The sequence below is a fragment of the Komagataeibacter melomenusus genome (genome assembly GCF_013155395.1).
Taxonomy (GTDB): Bacteria; Pseudomonadota; Alphaproteobacteria; order Acetobacterales; family Acetobacteraceae; genus Komagataeibacter; species Komagataeibacter melomenusus.
This window is the reverse complement of sequence record NZ_JABJWC010000019.1, coordinates 1-18268: the sequence shown is the minus strand read 5'-3', so window position 1 is coordinate 18268 and position 18268 is coordinate 1. Positions and strand designations below refer to the sequence as shown.

Here is an 18268-nt window from a genome sequence, read left to right as displayed (position 1 = left end):
CCCCGGCCTGCTAGCCGGGGCATTCTGATTGATCGATACCGAAGGGAACGGACAGCTCATGTTCAGGCTGGATGGAAAAGTAGCGCTGGTGACCGGCGCATCGGGGGGAATCGGGCGCGAGATCGTGCGCGCGCTGCATGCCCAGGGGGCCACGGTGGTGCTGTCGGGCACGCGCCAGGCGGTGCTGGAGGAGGTCGCGGCCAGCATCGGGGCCGAAGGCGGTGCTGACCGCCTGCATGTCTGCCCCGCTGACCTGTCGGATGCCACGGCGGCTGACGCGCTGGTTGCCGCCGCCGAGGAAAAGGCAGGCGCCCCCCTGGCCATTCTGGTCAACAATGCGGGGCTGACGCGCGACACGCTTGCGATTCGGATGAAGGACGAGGACTGGAGCCGCGTGCTCGACGTGGACCTTGCCGCCCCCTTCCGCCTGTGCCGCGCGGCACTCAAGGGCATGCTGCGCCGCAGGGCGGGGCGCATCATCAACATCGCCTCCGTGGTGGGGGTGACGGGCAATGCAGGCCAGGCCAACTACGCCGCCGCCAAGGCAGGCATGATCGGCATGGGCAAGTCACTGGCGCAGGAGGCCGGCAGCCGGGGCGTGACCGTGAACACGCTGGCGCCGGGCTTCATCCAGACCGCCATGACCGACGTGCTGCCTGAAGCGCAGAAGGAAAAGCTGGTCGGCTCCATCCCGCTCGGCCGCATGGGCCAGCCGGGTGACATAGCGCCCGCGGTGGTCTATCTGGCATCGGACGAGGCCGGATGGGTCACGGGGGCGACATTGCATGTCAATGGTGGCATGGCGATGGTCTGAGCAATGTGATATTTTGCTGGACAGCGGGCCTGAAGTGACAAAAAAGATAGTCCTGACAGCCCAGCTGTCCCCTTCATTGCGGGGCGTGCGGACAGGAAATGCAAACGCCGCCTTGGCGATTGCATCAAAACCGTGCTAATCGCCCGCAGCTTCGTCCGAAGCGGGCCGGTGCCGGTCATCGGTTTGCAGGGACGTTACAGGACGAACACGTTTCGAACCGCCCGTTTCTTCAGGGGCAGACAGGAAGCAGAGACAGATGAGCGAAATCGCCGATAAGGTTAAGAAGATCGTAGTCGAGCACCTTGGTGTTGACGAAAGCAAGGTCACCCCGGATGCCTCTTTCATCGACGATCTGGGCGCCGACAGCCTCGACACGGTCGAGCTGGTCATGGCTTTCGAGGAAGCGTTCAGCGTCGAGATCCCCGAGGATGCCGCTGAAAAGATCACGACCGTGAAGGACGCGATCGACTACATCGAGAAGCAGAAAGCTGCCTGATCGACCCGTTTGTCGATCATAATGTACTACGAATTCAGTCAGGTATCGTTACTTTCAGGAAGCAGGGCGGGTTGATGCAGTCTACCGGATCAATGTCTGGACAGCGGCGCGTTGTCGTAACCGGTATGGGCATGGTCAGCCCACTCGGACTGGGTGTTGAGCGCAACTGGTCACGGATCGTGGCCGGGGAGAACGGCTTTGGCCGTATCTCATCGTTCGATGCCTCTGACCTGCCCGCGCAGGTTGCGGGCGAAGTGCCCGCAGGCCCAACGGAAAGTGGCGGCCTGACCCTTTCGGACTGGGTGCCCGTCAAGGACCAGAAAAAGATGGACCGCTTCATCCATCTCGGTCTTGTCGCGGCCACCGAGGCGGTCGAGGATTCGGGCTGGAAGCCTGAATCGGAAGAGGATCGCTGCCGCACCGGCGTCATGATCGGCGCAGGCATCGGCGGTCTCCAGACTATCTACGAGGCATCCGTGACGGTAAAGGAAGGCCGGGCCCGCAGGCTCTCGCCGTTCTTTATTCCGTCCGCCCTGATCAATCTGGTCTCGGGGCATGTCTCGATCAAATACGGATTCAAGGGGCCGAACCATTCGGTCGTGACCGCCTGCGCCACCGGCGTGCATGCCATTGGCGATGCCGCGCGCATGATCATGCTCGGCGATGCCGACGTGATGGTGGCCGGTGGGGCCGAGGCCGCCGTGTGCCCGCTGGGCATTGCGGGGTTCTGCTCCGCCAAGGCGCTGTCCACCCACTTCAATGATACCCCCGAGAAGGCCTCCCGCCCGTGGGACCGTGACCGCGATGGTTTCGTGATGGGTGAGGGTGCGGGTATCGTGGTGCTGGAAGAATACGAGCACGCCAAGGCACGTGGCGCGAAGATCTATGCCGAGGTGATCGGCTACGGCATGTCGGGTGACGCGCACCACATCACGGCGCCTGCCGCAGGGCATGAGGGCGCATTCCGCGCCATGCAGAACGCCGTGCGCAGCGCGGGCCTGACCACGGCTGACATTCAGTACGTCAACGCCCATGGTACCTCCACCATGGCCGATGACCTTGAGCTTGATGCCGTCGAGCGCCTGTTTGGCGATGATGCGCGCAAGCTGGCCATGTCGTCCACCAAGTCGGCCACGGGCCACCTGCTTGGTGCCGCGGGCGCGGTCGAGGCGATCTATTCCATCCTCGCCATTCGCGACAATGTCGCGCCGCCCACGCTCAACCTCGACAATCCCTCACGCGAGAGCGTGATCGACCGGGTGGCGCATACGGCGCAGGAGCGCAAGATCGACACCATCCTGTCCAACAGCTTCGGCTTTGGCGGCACCAACGCCAGCATCATCCTGCGCGGCGTATAAGACCGGGGCGCCCAAGGGCGCCCCTTTTTGTTTCTGGCATCGGGCGAAGGAGCGGGTGTGCGCAGGGTTCTGGCGGTATGCGGGCTGGCATTTCTCGTGCTGGTGCTGTCAGGTCTTGGCATCCTGTTCATGGGGGTGCGGCAGTACGACGCCCCTGGTCCGCTGGCCGAACAGCGCACGCTGGTCATACCGCATGGCGGCACCGCGCAGGTCCTGAGCAGCCTGCAGGCTGCGGGCATTGTCGATCAGGGCTGGGTTGCGCAAAAGGTGTTCGAGGCCGCGACCGTGCTGACACGGGTGGATGGCGCGTTCCACGCGGCGGAACTGGTGTTTCCCGCCCATGCCTCCATCCATCAGGTGCTGCTGGTGTTGCGACATGGCAGGCCGGTCGTGCACAGGCTGACCGTGCCGGAGGGGCTTTCCGCCATCCAGATCGCCAACCTGCTGGAACATGCCCCCTACATGGAGGGCGGCTTTCCCTTCCCCGATGAGGGGTCGGTCATGCCGCTGACCTATGATTACGAATGGGGCATGCCGCGCGCGCAGATGCTGGCGCGCATGCAGCATGCCATGGACCGCGCCATCGATCAGGCATGGGAAAGCCGCGTGGTGGACCCGGCCATCGTCAACCGCCATGACCTGCTGGTGCTGGCCTCCATGATCGAGCGCGAAACGGCCATCGCCTCAGAGCGCCCCATGGTGGCGCGTGTGTTCCTCAACCGCCTGCACCAGGGCATGCGGCTCCAGTCCGACCCGACCGTGGTTTATGGGCTGAACAAGGGGGCAGGGCCGCTGGGGCATGCGCTTACGCATGCCGATCTACAGCAGCCTACGGCGTATAATACCTACGTGATTGTCGGCCTGCCGCCGGGGCCGATCTGCTCGCCCGGCATGGCGGCGCTTTATGCCGCCGCCCATCCGGCTCAGGGGGACCAGCTTTATTTTGTGGCCAATGGTCTGGGCGGGCATGACTTTACCAGCACGCTGGATGACCATAACCGCCATGTGGCGGCCTTCCGGGCCAGCAGGCACGCAGCGCAGGCCACCCCGCGCGCCAATGACTGAAAGTGTTTGGTGAGGCTTTTGTCAGAACGCTTCAAAAAGAAATGCCGCCTTTTTCGAAAAAAGGCGGCACCCGAAATTTTAATGTGTTTCTTTACTGGGCAGGCAGGCTCTGGCTGCTGACCGAGCCAGAAGGTGCGGTTTCCATCGGCTGCTGGGTCTGCGTGGCGGGGGTGCTGGTCTGGCCGTTCTTGTCCGGACGGCTCTGGGCGGTGGCCAGCACTTCGGTCAGGGCGGAGCGCAGCGGGTCGGCACCCGAGTTGTTCACCCGCATGGACACCACGATATCCTCAGGTCCGACGATCTGGTTGTAATAGGCGCGGTTGGCGGCGCTGTTGACGCGCATCTTGGAGCCACCAAGGGCCGCACCGGCAAACAGGCCCTTGGATTTCTGCACGCCCTTGATGGAGGTGTTGTGCTCGCCCGCCGTGCCCGCTTCCAGCCCGGAACCCGATGAGGCGAAAGAAGTGCCGACATCGGCGCTGAGTTTCATCTGGCTGTCGAGCAGCGACTGCACGCCCTGATCCGTCATGACGAACAGCATGACCTCCACATCCTGCATGCCCAGTTGCAGGCCAAAATTGGCCGATGACATGCGGTAGAAGGCCGGGTCGGACCATGAGCCATGGGCATCACGCGTCAGGAACACGCAGCCGCCACCGCCGCCACCAAAGGCGATCGACATGCGGAAGACCGAGGGGCAGACAATCACGCCACGCGATTCGGCCAGGTAACGGGTCACCTTGCTGCCGGCCGTGGCGCCTGAGAACATGTCGCGCACGGTCAGCGTGGCACGGTCCACCAGGCTCTGTTCTTCTTCCATGCTGGCGGCCATCGCGGCGTGCAGCGGCATCATCAGGGCCAGCGTGGCGAGTGACGTCCTGATGAGATGAAACTTGTGCAAACCCATGCTCCCTTTCCGATTCGTCACGGCAGATCCACCAAAACGGTCCGTGCACTGGAGTGGTCTGTGTTCATGGCTGAATCATGGCTCCCAAGGCAAGCCTGCGTGGCATGATCCAGCCCCATATTGCCGTTATTTAAGGGAGACGCCCACCGCCTGCGACAGGGCATCGGCAATGCCGGGGGCAGCGGCAAGGATATGGATGCCATCCTCAAGCCCGCCATCGCGCAGGAAGGGGGAAACCTTCGCGCCCGCTTCCTCCAGCAGCACGAGGGCGGCGGCCACGTCCCACAGGTTGATGCGGATTTCAAGGTAGCCGTCCTGCCGCCCGCAGGCGACCTCGGCCAGGGCGATGGCGCCTGAGCCGCCCGAGCGTGGCATGGCGCCCAGTCCCAGGATGGCATCGATCTTTGCCTGGAACACGCCCGGCGGCACGCGGTTGCTCCATCCCATCTCGATCAGGGATGAGGCGGGGTCGGTCACGGGGGAGGCATGGATGCGCTCCCCGTTAAGGAACGCGCCATGCCCCTTTACCGCCGTATAGGTCTCGCCCAGCATCGGGGCCTCGATGATACCCGCGACGGGCGTGTCGCCATCCATCAGGCCGAGCGAGATGCACCAGCGATTGCGCCCGCGCGCGTAGTTGGAGGTGCCATCGATCGGGTCCACCACCCAGCGCAGGCTGCCGGTGCGGGTGCGGCCTTCTTCCTCGCCCTGAAAGCCATCCTCGGGGAACAGCGTGCCGATTCGCTCTGAAATGAAGGCTTCAACCGCGCCATCGGTCTCGGTCAGCCAGTCCTGCGCGCTTTTCTGGGTGCCCTTGGGGCCGCCGGGGGCGGGGCGCATCTTCATGGCAAGGGCTGCGGCATCGCGCACGACGGAGCGGGCGGCTTCAAAACGGGTCAGGATGGCCTGTGACATGGGTAACCTTTCTTGTGGAACACTCTATTCTACACGTAACGCCGTTTTCACCGCATGTTCCACCTGCGGCATGTCTACCCGGCCCAGCCGTTCGGCGGCCTGCATGGCAAACTGCAGGGTGAGCTTGCGCCTGCGCGCGGCGGCAAGCGGGGTGGGCTGCGGGTGGCGGATGATGGCGCAGTCCATGCAGCTAGCCGCCTGCATGGCCGCAGGCCGGGTGGCGGCGATGACCAGCCCGGCTGCTTGTGGCAGGACATGGCGGGGAAAGTCCTGGTTGACCGCGAAATAGAGCTGGTCGCACCATTGCAGGTAATCGGGCCATTTATGGTCGGCGCGAAAATCCGGCAGTCCGGACTTGATCTCGATGCACAGCAGGTCGCCCTGTGGCGTAAGCGCCATGATATCGGCCCGCCTGCGGTCGGGCAGTACGAATTCATGCAGGACCGCCCACCCATGCATCCGGCACATCTGGCTGACGCCCGTGCGGATGGCGGACTGGACCTGTGGCGCGGATGGGCGGTGCATGGTGTAGGGGCAGGGGCCTCAGGTCGCGGGCAGGGGATGTGATGCGAGCAGGTGCGTGACAAGCTCGAGGTCGGCGGGCTTGTCCACATCCACGGCGGCGCGCCCGTTGGGCAGTTCGATCATGGCCACCCGCGCGTGTGAAAGCTGGCCGATACGGCGGCAGACATCAGCACGGGTCAGGCGGCGCAGCACAAAGCGCAGCAGGATGCCCAGGCCAAGCGTACGCGCCATCCTGAGCGGGTTCTTGCGGTCGGCCTCGAGCTTCTGCCACAGCCGGATCACGCCTGCTGCCGCAGGTGTGCGGAACAGGAACATGTTGCACCCCGAGAAAGCGCCATCAGCCAGCCGGATCATGGTGCGCCGGGTGCCCGGCACATCGCGCAGGATGTCGCGTTCCATCGCGATGCCTGCGGCCACGTCGGCCCCGCTCTCCTGTGCCTGCTGCACGAAACTGCGCACCCAGGCGGGCTCGAGCAGGGCGTGGTCGGCCGTGGTGACCAGCAGCGGCGTGCCCAGCGTGTCGAGCGCCTTCATCACGCTGGCGCTCGGCCCGGAAGCGGGGGCAATGAAGGTCACGTTGTCAGGCACGATGCCGGCCAGCACCTCGGGGCGCTCGATGCAGATGGCAATTTTGCCAATAGCCTCGACCGACTGGAGGGCCGAGATGACCCGGCTGATCATGGGGCTGCCGCCAACCGGCAGCAGGGCCTTGTGCGAAATGCCCGCCGCCTGCGCCATGGGGTCGGGCCGTCCCGGCCGGCTGCCCGCCAGGATGAGAACATTCAGCGCCATGCCCGCGCTCACGCCGCATTCCGGGTGGTGTTGGCGCCATCGGGGCGGTCGCGCGGGGGGGAGCCGGTCTCTTCCATCACCCAGGGGTAGCGACGGGCTTCCTCCAGGTCATAGCCAAGGTTGAACACGGTGGCGCTGCGCGGGCAGCCACGGGCATCGGGGTAGTAGCTGTGGAAGATGCGGTCGGCCACGAAGCTGGTGATGCCGTAATTGCCGTTCTCGTTATGGAAGTGATGCAGCACGTGGCGCTGCTTCATCAACTGGATCCAGCGCATGCGCGGCTTGTAGTTCAGGTGCTGGATGCAGTGGAAGAACTCATAGATGCACGTAATGGTCAGCCCCGCGCCGAAGGCAGCACCCGAACCCGCCAGCCCGCCAATGGCGTAGCCGATGGGAATGGTGACGATGGCAATGGTGGGAATGGTGTTGAGCGGCGAGCCGAACAGCACGTCAAGCAGGTGGGGGTCCTGGTGGTGATCGAAGTGGATGCGCTTCCACAGGGTGGCGCTCCATTTCATGCGGTAGAGGAACCGGCCATGGAGGATGAAGCGATGGATGCCATACCATACCAGCGGATAGACCAGCACCACCGCCGCGATGCTGATGGCAACCGGCACGAACGACGTGTAGGCGTACACCATGACCGCGTAGCTGGCGATGGCCAGCACGAAATACAGGAGGATGGTGGGGTAGGTGAGGTAGGCAATCCAGAGCTGTGACAGGTTCATCTTGCCCAGGTCGAAGCTGCGGCCTGTGCGGATGGAACTGTTCTTCAGGGTATTTGTAATCATCGCTCTTCGATCCTCAGTAGCACGGTGATGACGCCAAGGATGAAAATCAGGATCCCGACGAATATCGCCATAAGCGAGGGCAACGTTCCCGCATTGCCAAGCGCGCGGAGCAGCCCCTGGAACACGACAAACAGCAGGCCAGCGCCGAGGCACCATATGGGCAACCAGCTGCGCGTGCCAGCCCGGGGGGGGATATAGACCACCGGCACGGCGAGTAACAGCATTACCGCGAACGTGACCGGTAACATGATGCGTCCCAGTATTTCGGTTATGAAAAACGAGGGCGACTGGCTGGAGGGCAGGGTGTCGTTCTGCTCGGCCAGCATGGTGCCGATGGACTGGGTGAAACTGACGGTAATCTGCATCAGGTAGCCCGGCGTGAGCGTATCGGGCCAGTCAAGGCGCACGGACTGCTCCGGCGTGTCAAGCAGGTCGATGCGGGTCGGGCTGATCACGCTCAGCACCCGCGTGGGCGTGCCGTACCAGTGGCCATGCATGTAATGCACGTCGCGCAGGGTCGTGACCTTTTCCAGCAGGCTCTGGTGGTCGCGGTGGTATATCGTGACCCCGTCAAGCGCCTGCCCCCCACGGGAAAGGTAGTTGATGTTGATCAGGTCATCGCGCGCGCGCAACCAGTAGTTGTGCCATGTCGTCGCGGCATCGGGCGTCGTGGCGTTCCACCACTGGGCAAGGTGCTGTTCCGAGCGCGGTGTGATCTGGTCATTGACCACCCCGCACAGCACGCCAAGGCCGATGATGGTGGGCAGGAACAGCTTGATCAGCCCCGGCGTGGACAGGCCCGCCGCCCGCATGATCGAGATTTCGTTCGATGTGGTCAGTTGCAGCAGGGTCAGCAGCGCGCCGATCAGCACGGCGATGGGCATGGCATTGCCGAACAGGAGCGGCAGGTGCATGACCGCGTAGTACAACACCCCGGACAGGCCAAGGTGGCGGTGCATGATTTCGGTCACCTGTTCCAGCAGGGCCAGGATTTCCATCAGGGCGACGACGATGATGACCGTGGTGAACACCTTGGCCAGCAGCTCGCGCGAGAGATATCCGAGCAGAACCGTGCCGCTGGCCAGGCGCAGGCGAAGCTTCATGCTTCTTTTTCCATCATGCGCCGCGGCAGGCCATCTGCCGAGAGCTGGCGGGGCGGCAGGCTTGGCCCCGGCGAGAGCAGGATGCGCAGGCCCCCCGCCTGGCGGATCAGCATGCCCACGCACACCACGGCAAAGATGACCGTGGGCAGCCAGATGACCAGCAGCGGGGACATGTGCATATTGGCGACGAAGCTCATGCCCATCTGCAGCGTATGATCAAAGCTGACCAGCGTGATGGCGGCAATGGCCAGGCCGGGATTGCCCTTCTGGCGCTTGCGCACGCCCGCCAGCGCGCAGGCCAGGATGGGAATGAACGGAATGGCCGCCGTGCGCGCCAGGCGGAAGTGCAGTTCGGCCAGCATGTAGGACGGGCTGATGCCGGGATAGCCGTGGCGGATGCCGTAATACAGCTCGGGTACGGTCAGTTCGCGTTCCGTCTCGCCGCGTTTGCGATAGGCTTCATCATCAAGCTTGGCCTCGCCGGAAATGAGGCGGGTGGTGCGGGTAAAGCCGGTGATGGAGGGGGGCTTGTCGTGCGTGTCGGTCACGATGGTGCCGTTAACGAGGTCAAGGCGCATGCGCGAGCCATCGGCGGGGTTGTACAGATAGCCCTTCTGCGCGGTGATGTAGCGCACGCGCGTCTTGTCCGAATTGTCACGGATGAAGACATGGAACAGCCGCGAGCCCGCATGGTCGACGCTCTCGGCCGTGAGCATGATGTCATCGGAGATGGCGAACATCTTGGATTGCAGGTGCGGCGTCCAGCCTGCGTGGCTGGCGAAATAGAAGGCCGAGCGGTAGTCATAGCGCGCGTAAGGCTGGATGAAGCCATAAAGCGAGAAGGCCAGCACGCCAAACACCGCCCCCGTCAGCACGAAAGGCTGGCAGATGCGGAAGATCGAGACCCCGCTGGCCGTCAGGGCATCGATTTCATGGTTGGCGCTCATGCGCCGGATGATGGAGAACACGCTGACGCACATGGCCGCCGGAAGCGCCAGCCCCAGGTAATGGGGGATCAGGTCGCTGAGCAGACCGAAGAACGTCTTCATGGAACTGCCATTGGCAGCCAGCATGTTGAACAGCACCAGAAGCCGCTCCAGCAGCAGGGCGGACATGACTACGCCCAGTGCGATGGAAAACGGCGGCACGACCTGCCGCAGCAGGTAGCGGTCCATGGTATTGGGACGCAGCTTGGCCAGAATCCCGTGCTGTAAAGACATGCGGTTCATCTAGGCGTGCTTATATCCGAAAAACGATACGGGTGAGGACTCATTCAAAAATAGTTTCCTGCGTTGTACCCGCTGCGCCGTCTGCCGGAAAGAAACGCCTTGTAACACCAAGTGCATATCCACCGTCGCGTGGCGTGATGGCGATCCGGTTCCACGCCGCCGCGCGCAGCGGATCATCCGACCGCGCCGATGCCGATGCAACACCCAGGACCGGCACGGCGCCAGCAGGGCCGGGCAGGGAAGACAGGGTGGAGGTATGGATATGGCCATGGAGTACCATCTCCGCCCCCTCGCGTGCAATGCTCTGGGCGAAAAGCTGGGGGTCCCTGAGCGCCTTGCGGGCAATGGCCAGGCCCGGCACGGGCGGATGATGAATCATGACGATACGGCATAGCCCCTGCCGGCCTGTTTCATGCAATATGCCCGCAAGGCGCGCAGTCTGGCGCGCGCCCATGCGGCCCGTTGCCCTGAACAGGGGGGTCGGCACCGCCGAACTCACCCCGATCAGCGCAACCGGTCCCACCCGGCGCACGAACGGGAAGGGGAGCGCCCCCATCCATGGCTGCCACAGGCCGATGGTCTGTTGCCAGTTATCATGCACAAGGGTGTCATGATTTCCCGGTATGACTGTGCACGGCGCGGGCATCTGTTCCAGCCAGCGCAGGGCGTGGCGGCATTCGCCCGGCAGGCCCATATTGGTCAGGTCGCCGGTCAGCGCGATCATGTCCACCCCGGCGCTGGCGATATCGGCCATCACGCGGGCCAGAATTTCCGGGCGATGCAGGAAACGGCGGCGCCGCTTCCATGAAAGATCACTGAACAGGCGCTTGTTCAGTTTCTCGCGCAGGCGCGGGGGCGACATCTCCGTTGGCAGGTGCGGATCAGAAAGATGGGCTATGGTGATGGTGTTCAAGCTGGTGTCTTTCCCTGCATCCGGCCGGTCAGCAACGCGGCCGGGCCGTGTTATGCCTGCCCGCGCGGCGATGCGTTCCATCGTTTCGTGCCTTGCAATAGAAGGCAGATGGTTGCTTATGGCCTGTAAGTCAAATTTCAGACAGGGATGGAATCATCAGTGACCGGACGTTTTGCGCTTGTTTATAACCCGCGCAGCCGGCGGAACATGGGCGACAAGAGTTCGTATGCCCCGATGGCCCGTAGCCTTCTGGGAGAGAATTTCATTGATCCGGCCGACCGTTCCCTTCTCGATGCCGCAATCGCGCAACTGGCCGCGCGCGACATGGGCTGTATCGTGGTCGATGGCGGGGATGGCACGGTCAGCGATGTACTGACCGCCATCCATCGCCATTACGCCCCCGAGCGTTTTCCCGCCCTTGCCATCCTGCCTTCGGGCAATACCAACCTGATCGCGGGTGACGTGGGCTTTGGCCTGCGCGGGCAAAAAGCCCTTGACCTGCTGGTCAGCCTTGCCGATGCGGGCACGCTGCGCCACAAGGCGCGCAGGCGGTGCGGGCTGGTTGTCGAATGGCCCGAGGCGGAGGGCAGGCCTGCGGTCGTGGGCATGTTCCATGGTGCCGCCGCCTTTACGCGCGGCATCGAACTGGCCCACCAGCCTGCCATCCTGAACCATTATTCCCATGAAATGGCGGTGGTGGTTTCGTTCCTGTCTTCGGTCGCCCATCTGTTTACGCGCCGCTCGCGCCGGGAATGGATGCAGGGCAACCCGATTACGCTCAAGGCGGGGCAGCGCTCGGTGCGGCATGGCAACTGCTTCCTGTTCCTGTCCAGCACGCTCCAGCGCCTGCCGCATGGCATATGGCCGTTCTGGAATGCGGCGGGCGGTCGCTCTGATGTGATCAATTACCTGCATGTGGCAGGCCAGCCCTCGCGTCTTGCCGCTGCCGCCTGGGCGTTGCTGCGCGGGCGGCACCCGGCCTGGCTGCGGCACAACCCGGATTACTGCAGCGGGTGTGAAGAGCGGATCGAAATGGCGCTTGAATCCGATTTTGTGCTGGATGGGGAAGTTTTTTCCCCCGGCCCGTCCGGCCGGATCGTGCTGTCCGCCACGGCCCCCATCGACTTCATCCACGCCTGAGGAATGCTGAGCATGGCTGATCCATCCAGCCGCCTTGCCGCGGCAGGGCGCATTGCCCATACACTGGCCAGTGAACTGGTCCAGCCCGTTCCTGCCTTTGTCACGCAGTTCGTCAGTGAACTGCTGGGCGCGGCACAGCCCCTGGGCGTGCTCTTTTACGGCTCCGTGCTGCGAGAACCCGACCCTGATGGCGTGCTGGACTTCTATGTCATCGTGGAACGGCTGGAAGACTGGAAATCAGGCTACTTCGCGCGTGAGGCCAATCGCCTGCTGCCGCCCAATGTCGAATATCACGAGATTGCCATAGCCGGGCGCATCATCCGCGCCAAGGTCGCCATCCTGTCGATCGCCCAGTTCCGGCGCATGACGGGGCGGGCAACACTCGATACCACCATCTGGGCGCGGTTCTGCCAGCCGGTCAGGCTGGTCTGGGTGCGTGGGCCGGAGGCGGCTGACGCCATACTGGGCTGCCTGGTGCGCGCCATGGGGCAGGCCGGGCGCTGGGCGGCGGCTCTTGGCCCGGAGCAGGGCACGGCGGATGAATTCTGGCTGGCGCTGTTCGCGCATACCTACGGCGCGGAACTGCGGGTGGAGAACGGGCGCAGGCCATCGGCCCTGCTTGAGGGGCGCGAGGCGCGCTATCGCGCGCTGCTGCCTGACATATGGCTGGCTGATGGCCTGCCGTTTGCGCGTGAGGGGGATCGTCTTGCCCCGCGCCTGACCCCGCAACTGCGGCGCAGCATGCAAGAAGGCTGGTGGCTGCGCGGGCGGCTGGGGCGGGTGCTCAATGTCAGCCGGCTGTTCAAGGGTGCTTTCACCTTTGAAGGGGGCGCGCGCTATATCGCATGGAAGATCAGGCGGCATTCCGGCATCGACCTGCCGCTCGGGCCGTTTTCCGAGCGGCATCCGCTGATCTGCCTGCCGTACCTGTTATGGAAGCTCCGGCAGGCAGGCTTCTTCAGGCGGCGCGGTTGAGCCCCATCTCGCGCGCGATCGTGGCAAACACGCCCACGGCCTTGTCAATTTCCGCGGGCGTGTGTGTTGCCATGACGGAGGTGCGCAGCAGCGGGTGCTGGTCCGGCGTTGCGGGCGGCAGGCTGAGGTTGACGTAAACCCCAAGGTCAAGCAGCCGGTTCCAGAATGCCACGGCCACCGCCACGTCATCCAGAATGACCGATACGACCGGGCTCGCCTGCGGCCCGGTGCGCAGGCCCGCCGCCTGCAGGCCCGCATGCAGCCTGCGGGCGTTGTCCATCAGGCGCGTGCGCAGTTCGGGGCGGTTTTCCAGTTCCGTCAGGGCCGCCATGGTTGCCGCAATGACTTCCGGCGGCAGCGAGGCCGTGAACATGTAAGGCCGTGAACACAGGCGGATCAGGTCCAGCCCTGCATGGTTGGAGACACAGTAGCCCCCCACCGTGCCCAGGCTTTTGGAGAAGGTGCCGACCACGAAGTCCACGTCATCTTCCACGCCATCGGCTTCGGCCACGCCGCGCCCGTGCTCGCCCATCACGCCCACGGAATGGGCTTCATCAGCCAGCAGCCACGCCCCGGTCTCGCGCTTGACGGCGGCGAACTCGGCCATGGGCACCACATCGCCCATCATGGAATAGATGCCTTCAACCACGACCAGCTTCGCGCCCGGCGTGCCCTCAAGGCGGCGCAGGCGCTTGTGCAGGTCATCGGCATCGTTATGGCGGAAGCGGATGACCTGCGCATGGCCAAGGCGGCTGCCATCATAGATGCTGGCATGGCTGTCGGCATCGAGCAGCAGGTAGTCATCCTTGCCCGCAAGGGCGGAAATGGTGCCAAGATTGGCCTGGTAGCCGGTGGAGAACACCATGCAGTGCCTGCGCCGGAAGAAGGCGCACAGCCGCTCCTCCAGCTGGCGGTGCAGCCCCTGCGTGCCGTTGGCAATGCGCGAGCCGGTCGTGCCCACGCCATAGGCTTCCGCCGCCGCGACCGCAGCCTTGATTGCAGCGGGGGACTGGCTCAGCCCAAGGTAGTTATTGGTGCCAAACAGCAGCGTCTCGCGCCCTTCGATCAGCCCTACCGTTGAGGAAATGGGCTTTTCGATCACGACATCGAAGGGGTTGCGACCACCGCCAGCGGTTACGGATGCGAGGGCGGAGGCCAGGCCTTCATATTTGGAAAAAATCGACATGACGTGTCAGGAAGCCTGCTTGAGGGAGACGATGCAGGCCGCCAGGTCATCGATGGTGCGGATATCGGCCAGCCGGTCAAGCGGCACGGAAACATCAAGGGTATCCTCGATTTCCATGACAAAATTCATGACGGCCAGTGAATCAAAGGCCAGATCTTCAACGATCTTGCTGCTGCCATTGATATCACGGGGAACCTTGGGGTTCGCCAGCAGCGTCTTCACGATCAGCGCGGAGACACTCGCTACCGTTTCACTCATTCCTACATCCTTATGGCATGTCCGGGCTGCCAGGGGCAGCGGATCAGCATGAATGGTCGCCCCGCGTGGGCGGGGACGGGGACTGCAATCCATCCCCTTATTGCAAAGCCTTATGCGCGAAAAACAGGTTTTTGGCCAGTCCTGCTTTCCACCCTCAACTGACGTGCCAACGGCGATGGAGGGCCTGCCGGACCTGTCAGACCACGGAGACGGAAGATGATGTTTCCAGCGGCTGGAACGCCCCAGACAGCAGCATGGCCCGCGCCCGCGCCCGCGTCAGCTTGCCTGATGAGGTTTGCGGCAGGGTATGGGGCGGCACCAGGATGATGGAGACATCCACCCCATGCTGCCGGCGGAACAGGCTGGCCGTTTCGGTTTTCAGCGTTTCACGGGCTTCAGGCGAGGTGGCGCGGCACTGCACCAGGGCCACGATCTTCTCGCCTTCGTCCTCATCCACCGAGAACACGGCCACATCACGGCTGCGCAGGGTGCTGATTTCGGTCTCGGCCGACCATTCCAGATCCTGCGGCCAGATGTTGCGGCCGTTGATGATGATCAGGTCCTTGGCGCGACCGGTTATGACAACCTGCCCGTTGAGCATGTAGCCAAGATCGCCGGTATTGAGCCAGCCTTCGGCATCGACCACGCGGGCAGTTTCCTGCGGGCGGCGGAAATAGCCCTGCATCAGGCTCGGGCCGCGCACATAGACGGTGCCGATCTCGCGGTCGCCCAGCACATGGCCCTGTGCATCACGCACTTCAAGCTCGTGCTGCGGCAACACTTCACCACACAGCACGAAGGTGCGCAGCGCGCGGGCCGGATCGTTGGAGGGCACGGCCTTGCCCTGTGTCTCAAGGGCACGCAGGTCGATCGTATCGGTGCAGATGCCCGCGCCCAGCGGGGCGAAGCTGATGGCCAGCGTCGCCTCCGCCATGCCGTAGCTGGCGGTAAAGGCGCCGCTGTCAAACCCGGCGGAGGCAAAGCGCTGGGCGAAATCCTCAAGGATATGATAGCGGATCATGTCACCGCCAATGCCCGCCACGCGCCACGATGAGAGATCAAGCTCGATCGAGGTGGCGCGGCGCGCGCACAGTTCATAGCCAAAGGAGGGGCTGTAGGAAATCGTGCCGCGATTGCGGCTGATCAGGTCCAGCCACACATGGGGGCGGCGGGCGAACTCGCGCGTGGGCAGCATGTCAACGCTGAGCTGGCAGGTCATGGGCGTTAAGAAAAAACCAACGAGTCCCATGTCATGATAGAGCGGCAGCCACGACACGCAGCGATCGCCGGTTTCGCGCACCTTGAGCCCATTGAGCGCAATGGCGTGCGCATTGGCCATGCCCGAACGCTGGGTGACGGCAATGCCCATGGGGAAACGCGTGCTGCCCGAGGAAAACTGCAGGTAGGACAGGTCATCCGGCCCGACGGGGGGCAGGGTTTCAACCGTAATGGGTGTCTGCAGCAGTTCGGCTGGCGTGCCGGAGAATTTCAGGTCCAGCCCGGTGGTGATCTCGTCCGTCCAGGATGCGATGATCGAGGCAATGACCACGGCTGAGGCGGCAGCCCCCTCGATCATGCCGCGCAGGGTCGCGACATAGCCTTCACGCCCGCCAAAGGCGACGGGCAGCGGCAGGGGGGCTGGCACAAGCCCGGCATACTGGCAGCCAAAGAAGATGCGGGCGAAGTCACCATCGCTTTCCGCCACGATGGCCACCCGGTCGCCCGGTTTCAGCCCGAGTGACAGCAGGCGCCTGCCGGTCTCGATCGCCTGTTCGCGCAACGTGCTGTAAGGCAGCGTTTCGAGCAGGACGCCCTTGCCGGAATAGATGTTGAAGCCGCTCTTGCCCTGGGCGGCATAGTCCAGCGCAGCCGGAAACGACGAAAAATCGCCGTAACGACGGGGCAGACCAGAATCGGAGGGGGTCGGGAGGCTTATCATTTCCGGTAATTTGACTTCCACAGACGTATCTTGAAACGGCGAATGGGCGGTGTTCAACCAATTACCCTCAAAAAGTCAATAATCGATTTCGCGCCTCTGGCCGCCGTATCTGCTGGCGGCTCAAACCCGAATGTGTCGCGTATATACTCTTTTTGCCGATCAAGGAAATTTGCATGTGACAGGAAAGCATTGTCAAGGTCATTGCCTGCCGTCTCCACGCTTTCCACGACGGGGCCAAGGGTCCAGCTCTCGTAACTGGGGTCTCCGCGCCATGGGGTGTGGTGCGCGTCAAGGAACAGGCAGGGCCGCGGTTTGATAAGGAATTCACTGACCTGGCTACTGACATCGCCTACATAGAGGTCAGCAGCCATGGTATAGGTCATATCCACGCTTTTGTCGCTGCCAAGGTCAATGATCATATGGGGCAATCTGGTAAAGGGCGCGAGCATTTCCATGCTTTTCTCACGGTGTGTATCGAAAAGCCGGTAATGCGGGGCAAAGATGAGATTGTATTTTTCCTGCCGCGCGAAATATTCCAGCAATTTCATACCAAATCGTGGCCACGAAGACAGGCTGCGACTGAAATGCGGATTATAGAGAACCGTGGGGCGCCCATTGTCAAAAAGCGGGCGCGCCTGAACATGGAGCCGACGCACCATGTCAAATTTAGCATAGATTCCAGTAGTATAGTGGCCTTTGCGCAATGTGCCCGCGTGGAGCAGCCGCTCTTCAACCTTATGGCCTGCCATCAGGATATAATCGAATTTCCGCACGTCATTGGTAAAGCCGATCGCCCGGTCTCCGGCGCCATGGCGGGTCCAGATCAGGCGGGGATGATGGACCCCCATCTTGCGTAAGTAGAGCGATGTGCGCTCCGGAATCACGATAGCCTGAAACTTGTTGAAATAATTTCTGTTCAGAAAAAGCACGGCCAGTTTGCTCAGGGGCGTCGGTCCGTGCTGCTTTATATGATCACGGATCCAGTGCGGCATGGCCAGCGTATCGAAGGTGACGGAAGACTCCGGATAAAGATGCGCCAGCTGGCGGAGGCGTGCCGCACGTTCCTCTGACAGGCTGGCGATGTGAACCCGGACATTCTCGTACAGGCGCGCCATTTCCAGTGCGATCGGGAGTGAATGAAATTCCTGATGCGGCTGGGCAATATACGGGAAAAGGATATGATGCACTTAAAGTAAGCCTGTCAGCGCGCTTAAAAACAAGATGACATAGTTCTATCCCTATTTGCCTGTCCCGCAAGGAAGGTTTTGTAGAGATAACACATCTGATCACCCATAAGGGTGTGACATTTAATGAAATCTGCCTTGCGATAAAACAATTTGAAGCGGAATTAAACGACGGACGCTTTTGGGCATATATATTAAGCAGGTTTCGCCATTCATGATCACGCGATGACAGGGCAGTCTGATCGACTTGAATGAATAGAAGGCGCTGTCTCCGGTGTTGCGTGGTGGGATATTAAGGTGTCGGTCTGGTTGGGTCGGCGCGATAGGGGACTGATACCCACGCACCGCAGTGGCTTTGAGGAAAGGAGGGGCTTGCCCCTCCTTTTTTCATATAAATTTCATTCTGGTGCACTTTTTTTGGTGCGGTTTGTGAATGTTATGGGTGTTTTATGGCGGGATTCCGTGTGTTTTCGGGGTTTTTGGCGTGGCGTTGACAGGGGGGGGCTAATATCCGTAAAAGCCCCTTCACCGGACGGCGATGCTGCTCCGGCGGTTCTTTGACAAGAGAATAGAGAGAGTATCTGGAAGGGATATGCTGGCGGCGCGATTGTTGTCCTTTAGGGGATGATGATTGGCGGTCTGGACTGGGTGAGACTGGTCTGGGTAGCTTGGCGTATC

The 18268-nt window shown here is 62.7% G+C and carries 18 protein-coding genes; 6 read left to right on the top strand and 12 right to left on the bottom strand.

Annotated features, from left to right (window positions below):
* The first annotated feature begins 58 nt into the window (after nucleotides 1-58).
* The 4 genes from fabG to mltG all read left to right on the top strand — a co-directional run bounded on the left by fabG (nucleotide 59) and on the right by mltG (nucleotide 3733).
* A complete protein-coding gene (fabG, locus tag HNW77_RS08925; protein WP_172157107.1) occupies nucleotides 59-814 on the top strand; it encodes a 3-oxoacyl-[acyl-carrier-protein] reductase in 756 nt (251 codons plus the stop codon).
* A gap of 256 nt (nucleotides 815-1070) precedes the next feature.
* Nucleotides 1071-1310, top strand: a complete 240-nt coding sequence (locus tag HNW77_RS08920; protein WP_003618476.1) for an acyl carrier protein — start codon at nucleotides 1071-1073, stop codon at nucleotides 1308-1310.
* Nucleotides 1311-1402: 92 nt separating this feature from the next.
* Nucleotides 1403-2668 carry a beta-ketoacyl-ACP synthase II gene (fabF, locus tag HNW77_RS08915; protein WP_240906424.1) on the top strand — a complete coding sequence of 422 codons (1266 nt, stop codon included), beginning with the start codon at nucleotides 1403-1405 and terminating at the stop codon, nucleotides 2666-2668.
* Nucleotides 2669-2725: 57 nt separating this feature from the next.
* A complete protein-coding gene (gene mltG / locus HNW77_RS08910) occupies nucleotides 2726-3733 on the top strand; it encodes an endolytic transglycosylase MltG (protein ID WP_172157021.1) in 1008 nt (335 codons plus the stop codon).
* Between the two features lie 91 nt (nucleotides 3734-3824).
* Here the strand turns inward: mltG and HNW77_RS08905 are convergent, their stop codons facing one another.
* The 8 genes from HNW77_RS08905 to HNW77_RS08870 form a co-directional block, all read right to left on the bottom strand.
* Nucleotides 3825-4640, bottom strand: a complete 816-nt coding sequence (locus tag HNW77_RS08905; RefSeq protein ID WP_172157020.1) for a lipid-binding SYLF domain-containing protein — start codon at nucleotides 4638-4640, stop codon at nucleotides 3825-3827.
* A gap of 126 nt (nucleotides 4641-4766) precedes the next feature.
* Nucleotides 4767-5555 (bottom strand): inositol monophosphatase family protein, encoded by a 789-nt coding sequence (locus HNW77_RS08900; protein WP_172157019.1) that lies wholly within the window; start codon nucleotides 5553-5555, stop codon nucleotides 4767-4769.
* 24 nt (nucleotides 5556-5579) lie between these two features.
* Entirely contained in the window at nucleotides 5580-6080 is a 501-nt protein-coding gene (locus HNW77_RS08895) for an MmcB family DNA repair protein (protein WP_172157018.1), read from the bottom strand.
* An 18-nt stretch (nucleotides 6081-6098) separates the two neighbouring features.
* Nucleotides 6099-6872, bottom strand: coding sequence for a nucleotidyltransferase family protein (locus HNW77_RS08890; protein WP_172157017.1), 774 nt, complete (start codon nucleotides 6870-6872; stop codon nucleotides 6099-6101).
* An 8-nt stretch (nucleotides 6873-6880) separates the two neighbouring features.
* Entirely contained in the window at nucleotides 6881-7663 is a 783-nt protein-coding gene (locus HNW77_RS08885; protein WP_172157016.1) for a sterol desaturase family protein, read from the bottom strand.
* On the bottom strand, nucleotides 7660-8766 hold the full coding sequence (locus tag HNW77_RS08880) for an LptF/LptG family permease (RefSeq protein ID WP_172157015.1): 1107 nt from the start codon (nucleotides 8764-8766) through the stop codon (nucleotides 7660-7662). Before HNW77_RS08880 ends, HNW77_RS08885 begins: the two co-directional genes overlap by 4 nt.
* Nucleotides 8763-9995 (bottom strand): LptF/LptG family permease, encoded by a 1233-nt coding sequence (locus tag HNW77_RS08875; protein ID WP_408886788.1) that lies wholly within the window; start codon nucleotides 9993-9995, stop codon nucleotides 8763-8765. Before HNW77_RS08875 ends, HNW77_RS08880 begins: the two co-directional genes overlap by 4 nt.
* 40 nt (nucleotides 9996-10035) lie before the next feature.
* Nucleotides 10036-10908 carry a metallophosphoesterase family protein gene (locus HNW77_RS08870; protein ID WP_172157014.1) on the bottom strand — a complete coding sequence of 291 codons (873 nt, stop codon included), beginning with the start codon at nucleotides 10906-10908 and terminating at the stop codon, nucleotides 10036-10038.
* A 147-nt stretch (nucleotides 10909-11055) separates the two neighbouring features.
* Between HNW77_RS08870 and HNW77_RS08865 the strand changes: the two genes are divergently transcribed.
* Together HNW77_RS08865 and HNW77_RS08860 are read left to right on the top strand one after the other, a co-directional pair.
* The gene (locus HNW77_RS08865) at nucleotides 11056-12048 is read left to right on the top strand and encodes a diacylglycerol/lipid kinase family protein (protein ID WP_187353217.1); all 993 of its coding nucleotides are present in this window, start codon (nucleotides 11056-11058) and stop codon (nucleotides 12046-12048) included.
* 12 nt (nucleotides 12049-12060) lie between these two features.
* Nucleotides 12061-13023, top strand: coding sequence for a hypothetical protein (locus HNW77_RS08860; protein ID WP_241694369.1), 963 nt, complete (start codon nucleotides 12061-12063; stop codon nucleotides 13021-13023).
* On the opposite strand, the gene spt is transcribed toward HNW77_RS08860, so the two are convergent.
* The 4 genes from spt to HNW77_RS08840 all read right to left on the bottom strand — a co-directional run bounded on the left by spt (nucleotide 13007) and on the right by HNW77_RS08840 (nucleotide 17593).
* Nucleotides 13007-14209, bottom strand: a complete 1203-nt coding sequence (spt, locus tag HNW77_RS08855; protein ID WP_172157010.1) for a serine palmitoyltransferase — start codon at nucleotides 14207-14209, stop codon at nucleotides 13007-13009. The two genes, HNW77_RS08860 and spt, sit on opposite strands and share 17 nt — an antisense overlap.
* Before the next feature lie 6 nt (nucleotides 14210-14215).
* Nucleotides 14216-14467 carry an acyl carrier protein gene (locus tag HNW77_RS08850; protein ID WP_007400085.1) on the bottom strand — a complete coding sequence of 84 codons (252 nt, stop codon included), beginning with the start codon at nucleotides 14465-14467 and terminating at the stop codon, nucleotides 14216-14218.
* Nucleotides 14468-14663: 196 nt separating this feature from the next.
* Nucleotides 14664-16406: a fatty acyl-AMP ligase gene (locus tag HNW77_RS08845; protein WP_172157009.1), complete on the bottom strand. Its 1743-nt coding sequence runs from the start codon at nucleotides 16404-16406 to the stop codon at nucleotides 14664-14666.
* 53 nt (nucleotides 16407-16459) lie between these two features.
* Nucleotides 16460-17593: a sensor domain-containing protein gene (locus tag HNW77_RS08840; protein ID WP_172157008.1), complete on the bottom strand. Its 1134-nt coding sequence runs from the start codon at nucleotides 17591-17593 to the stop codon at nucleotides 16460-16462.
* Nucleotides 17594-18268 lie beyond the last annotated feature (675 nt).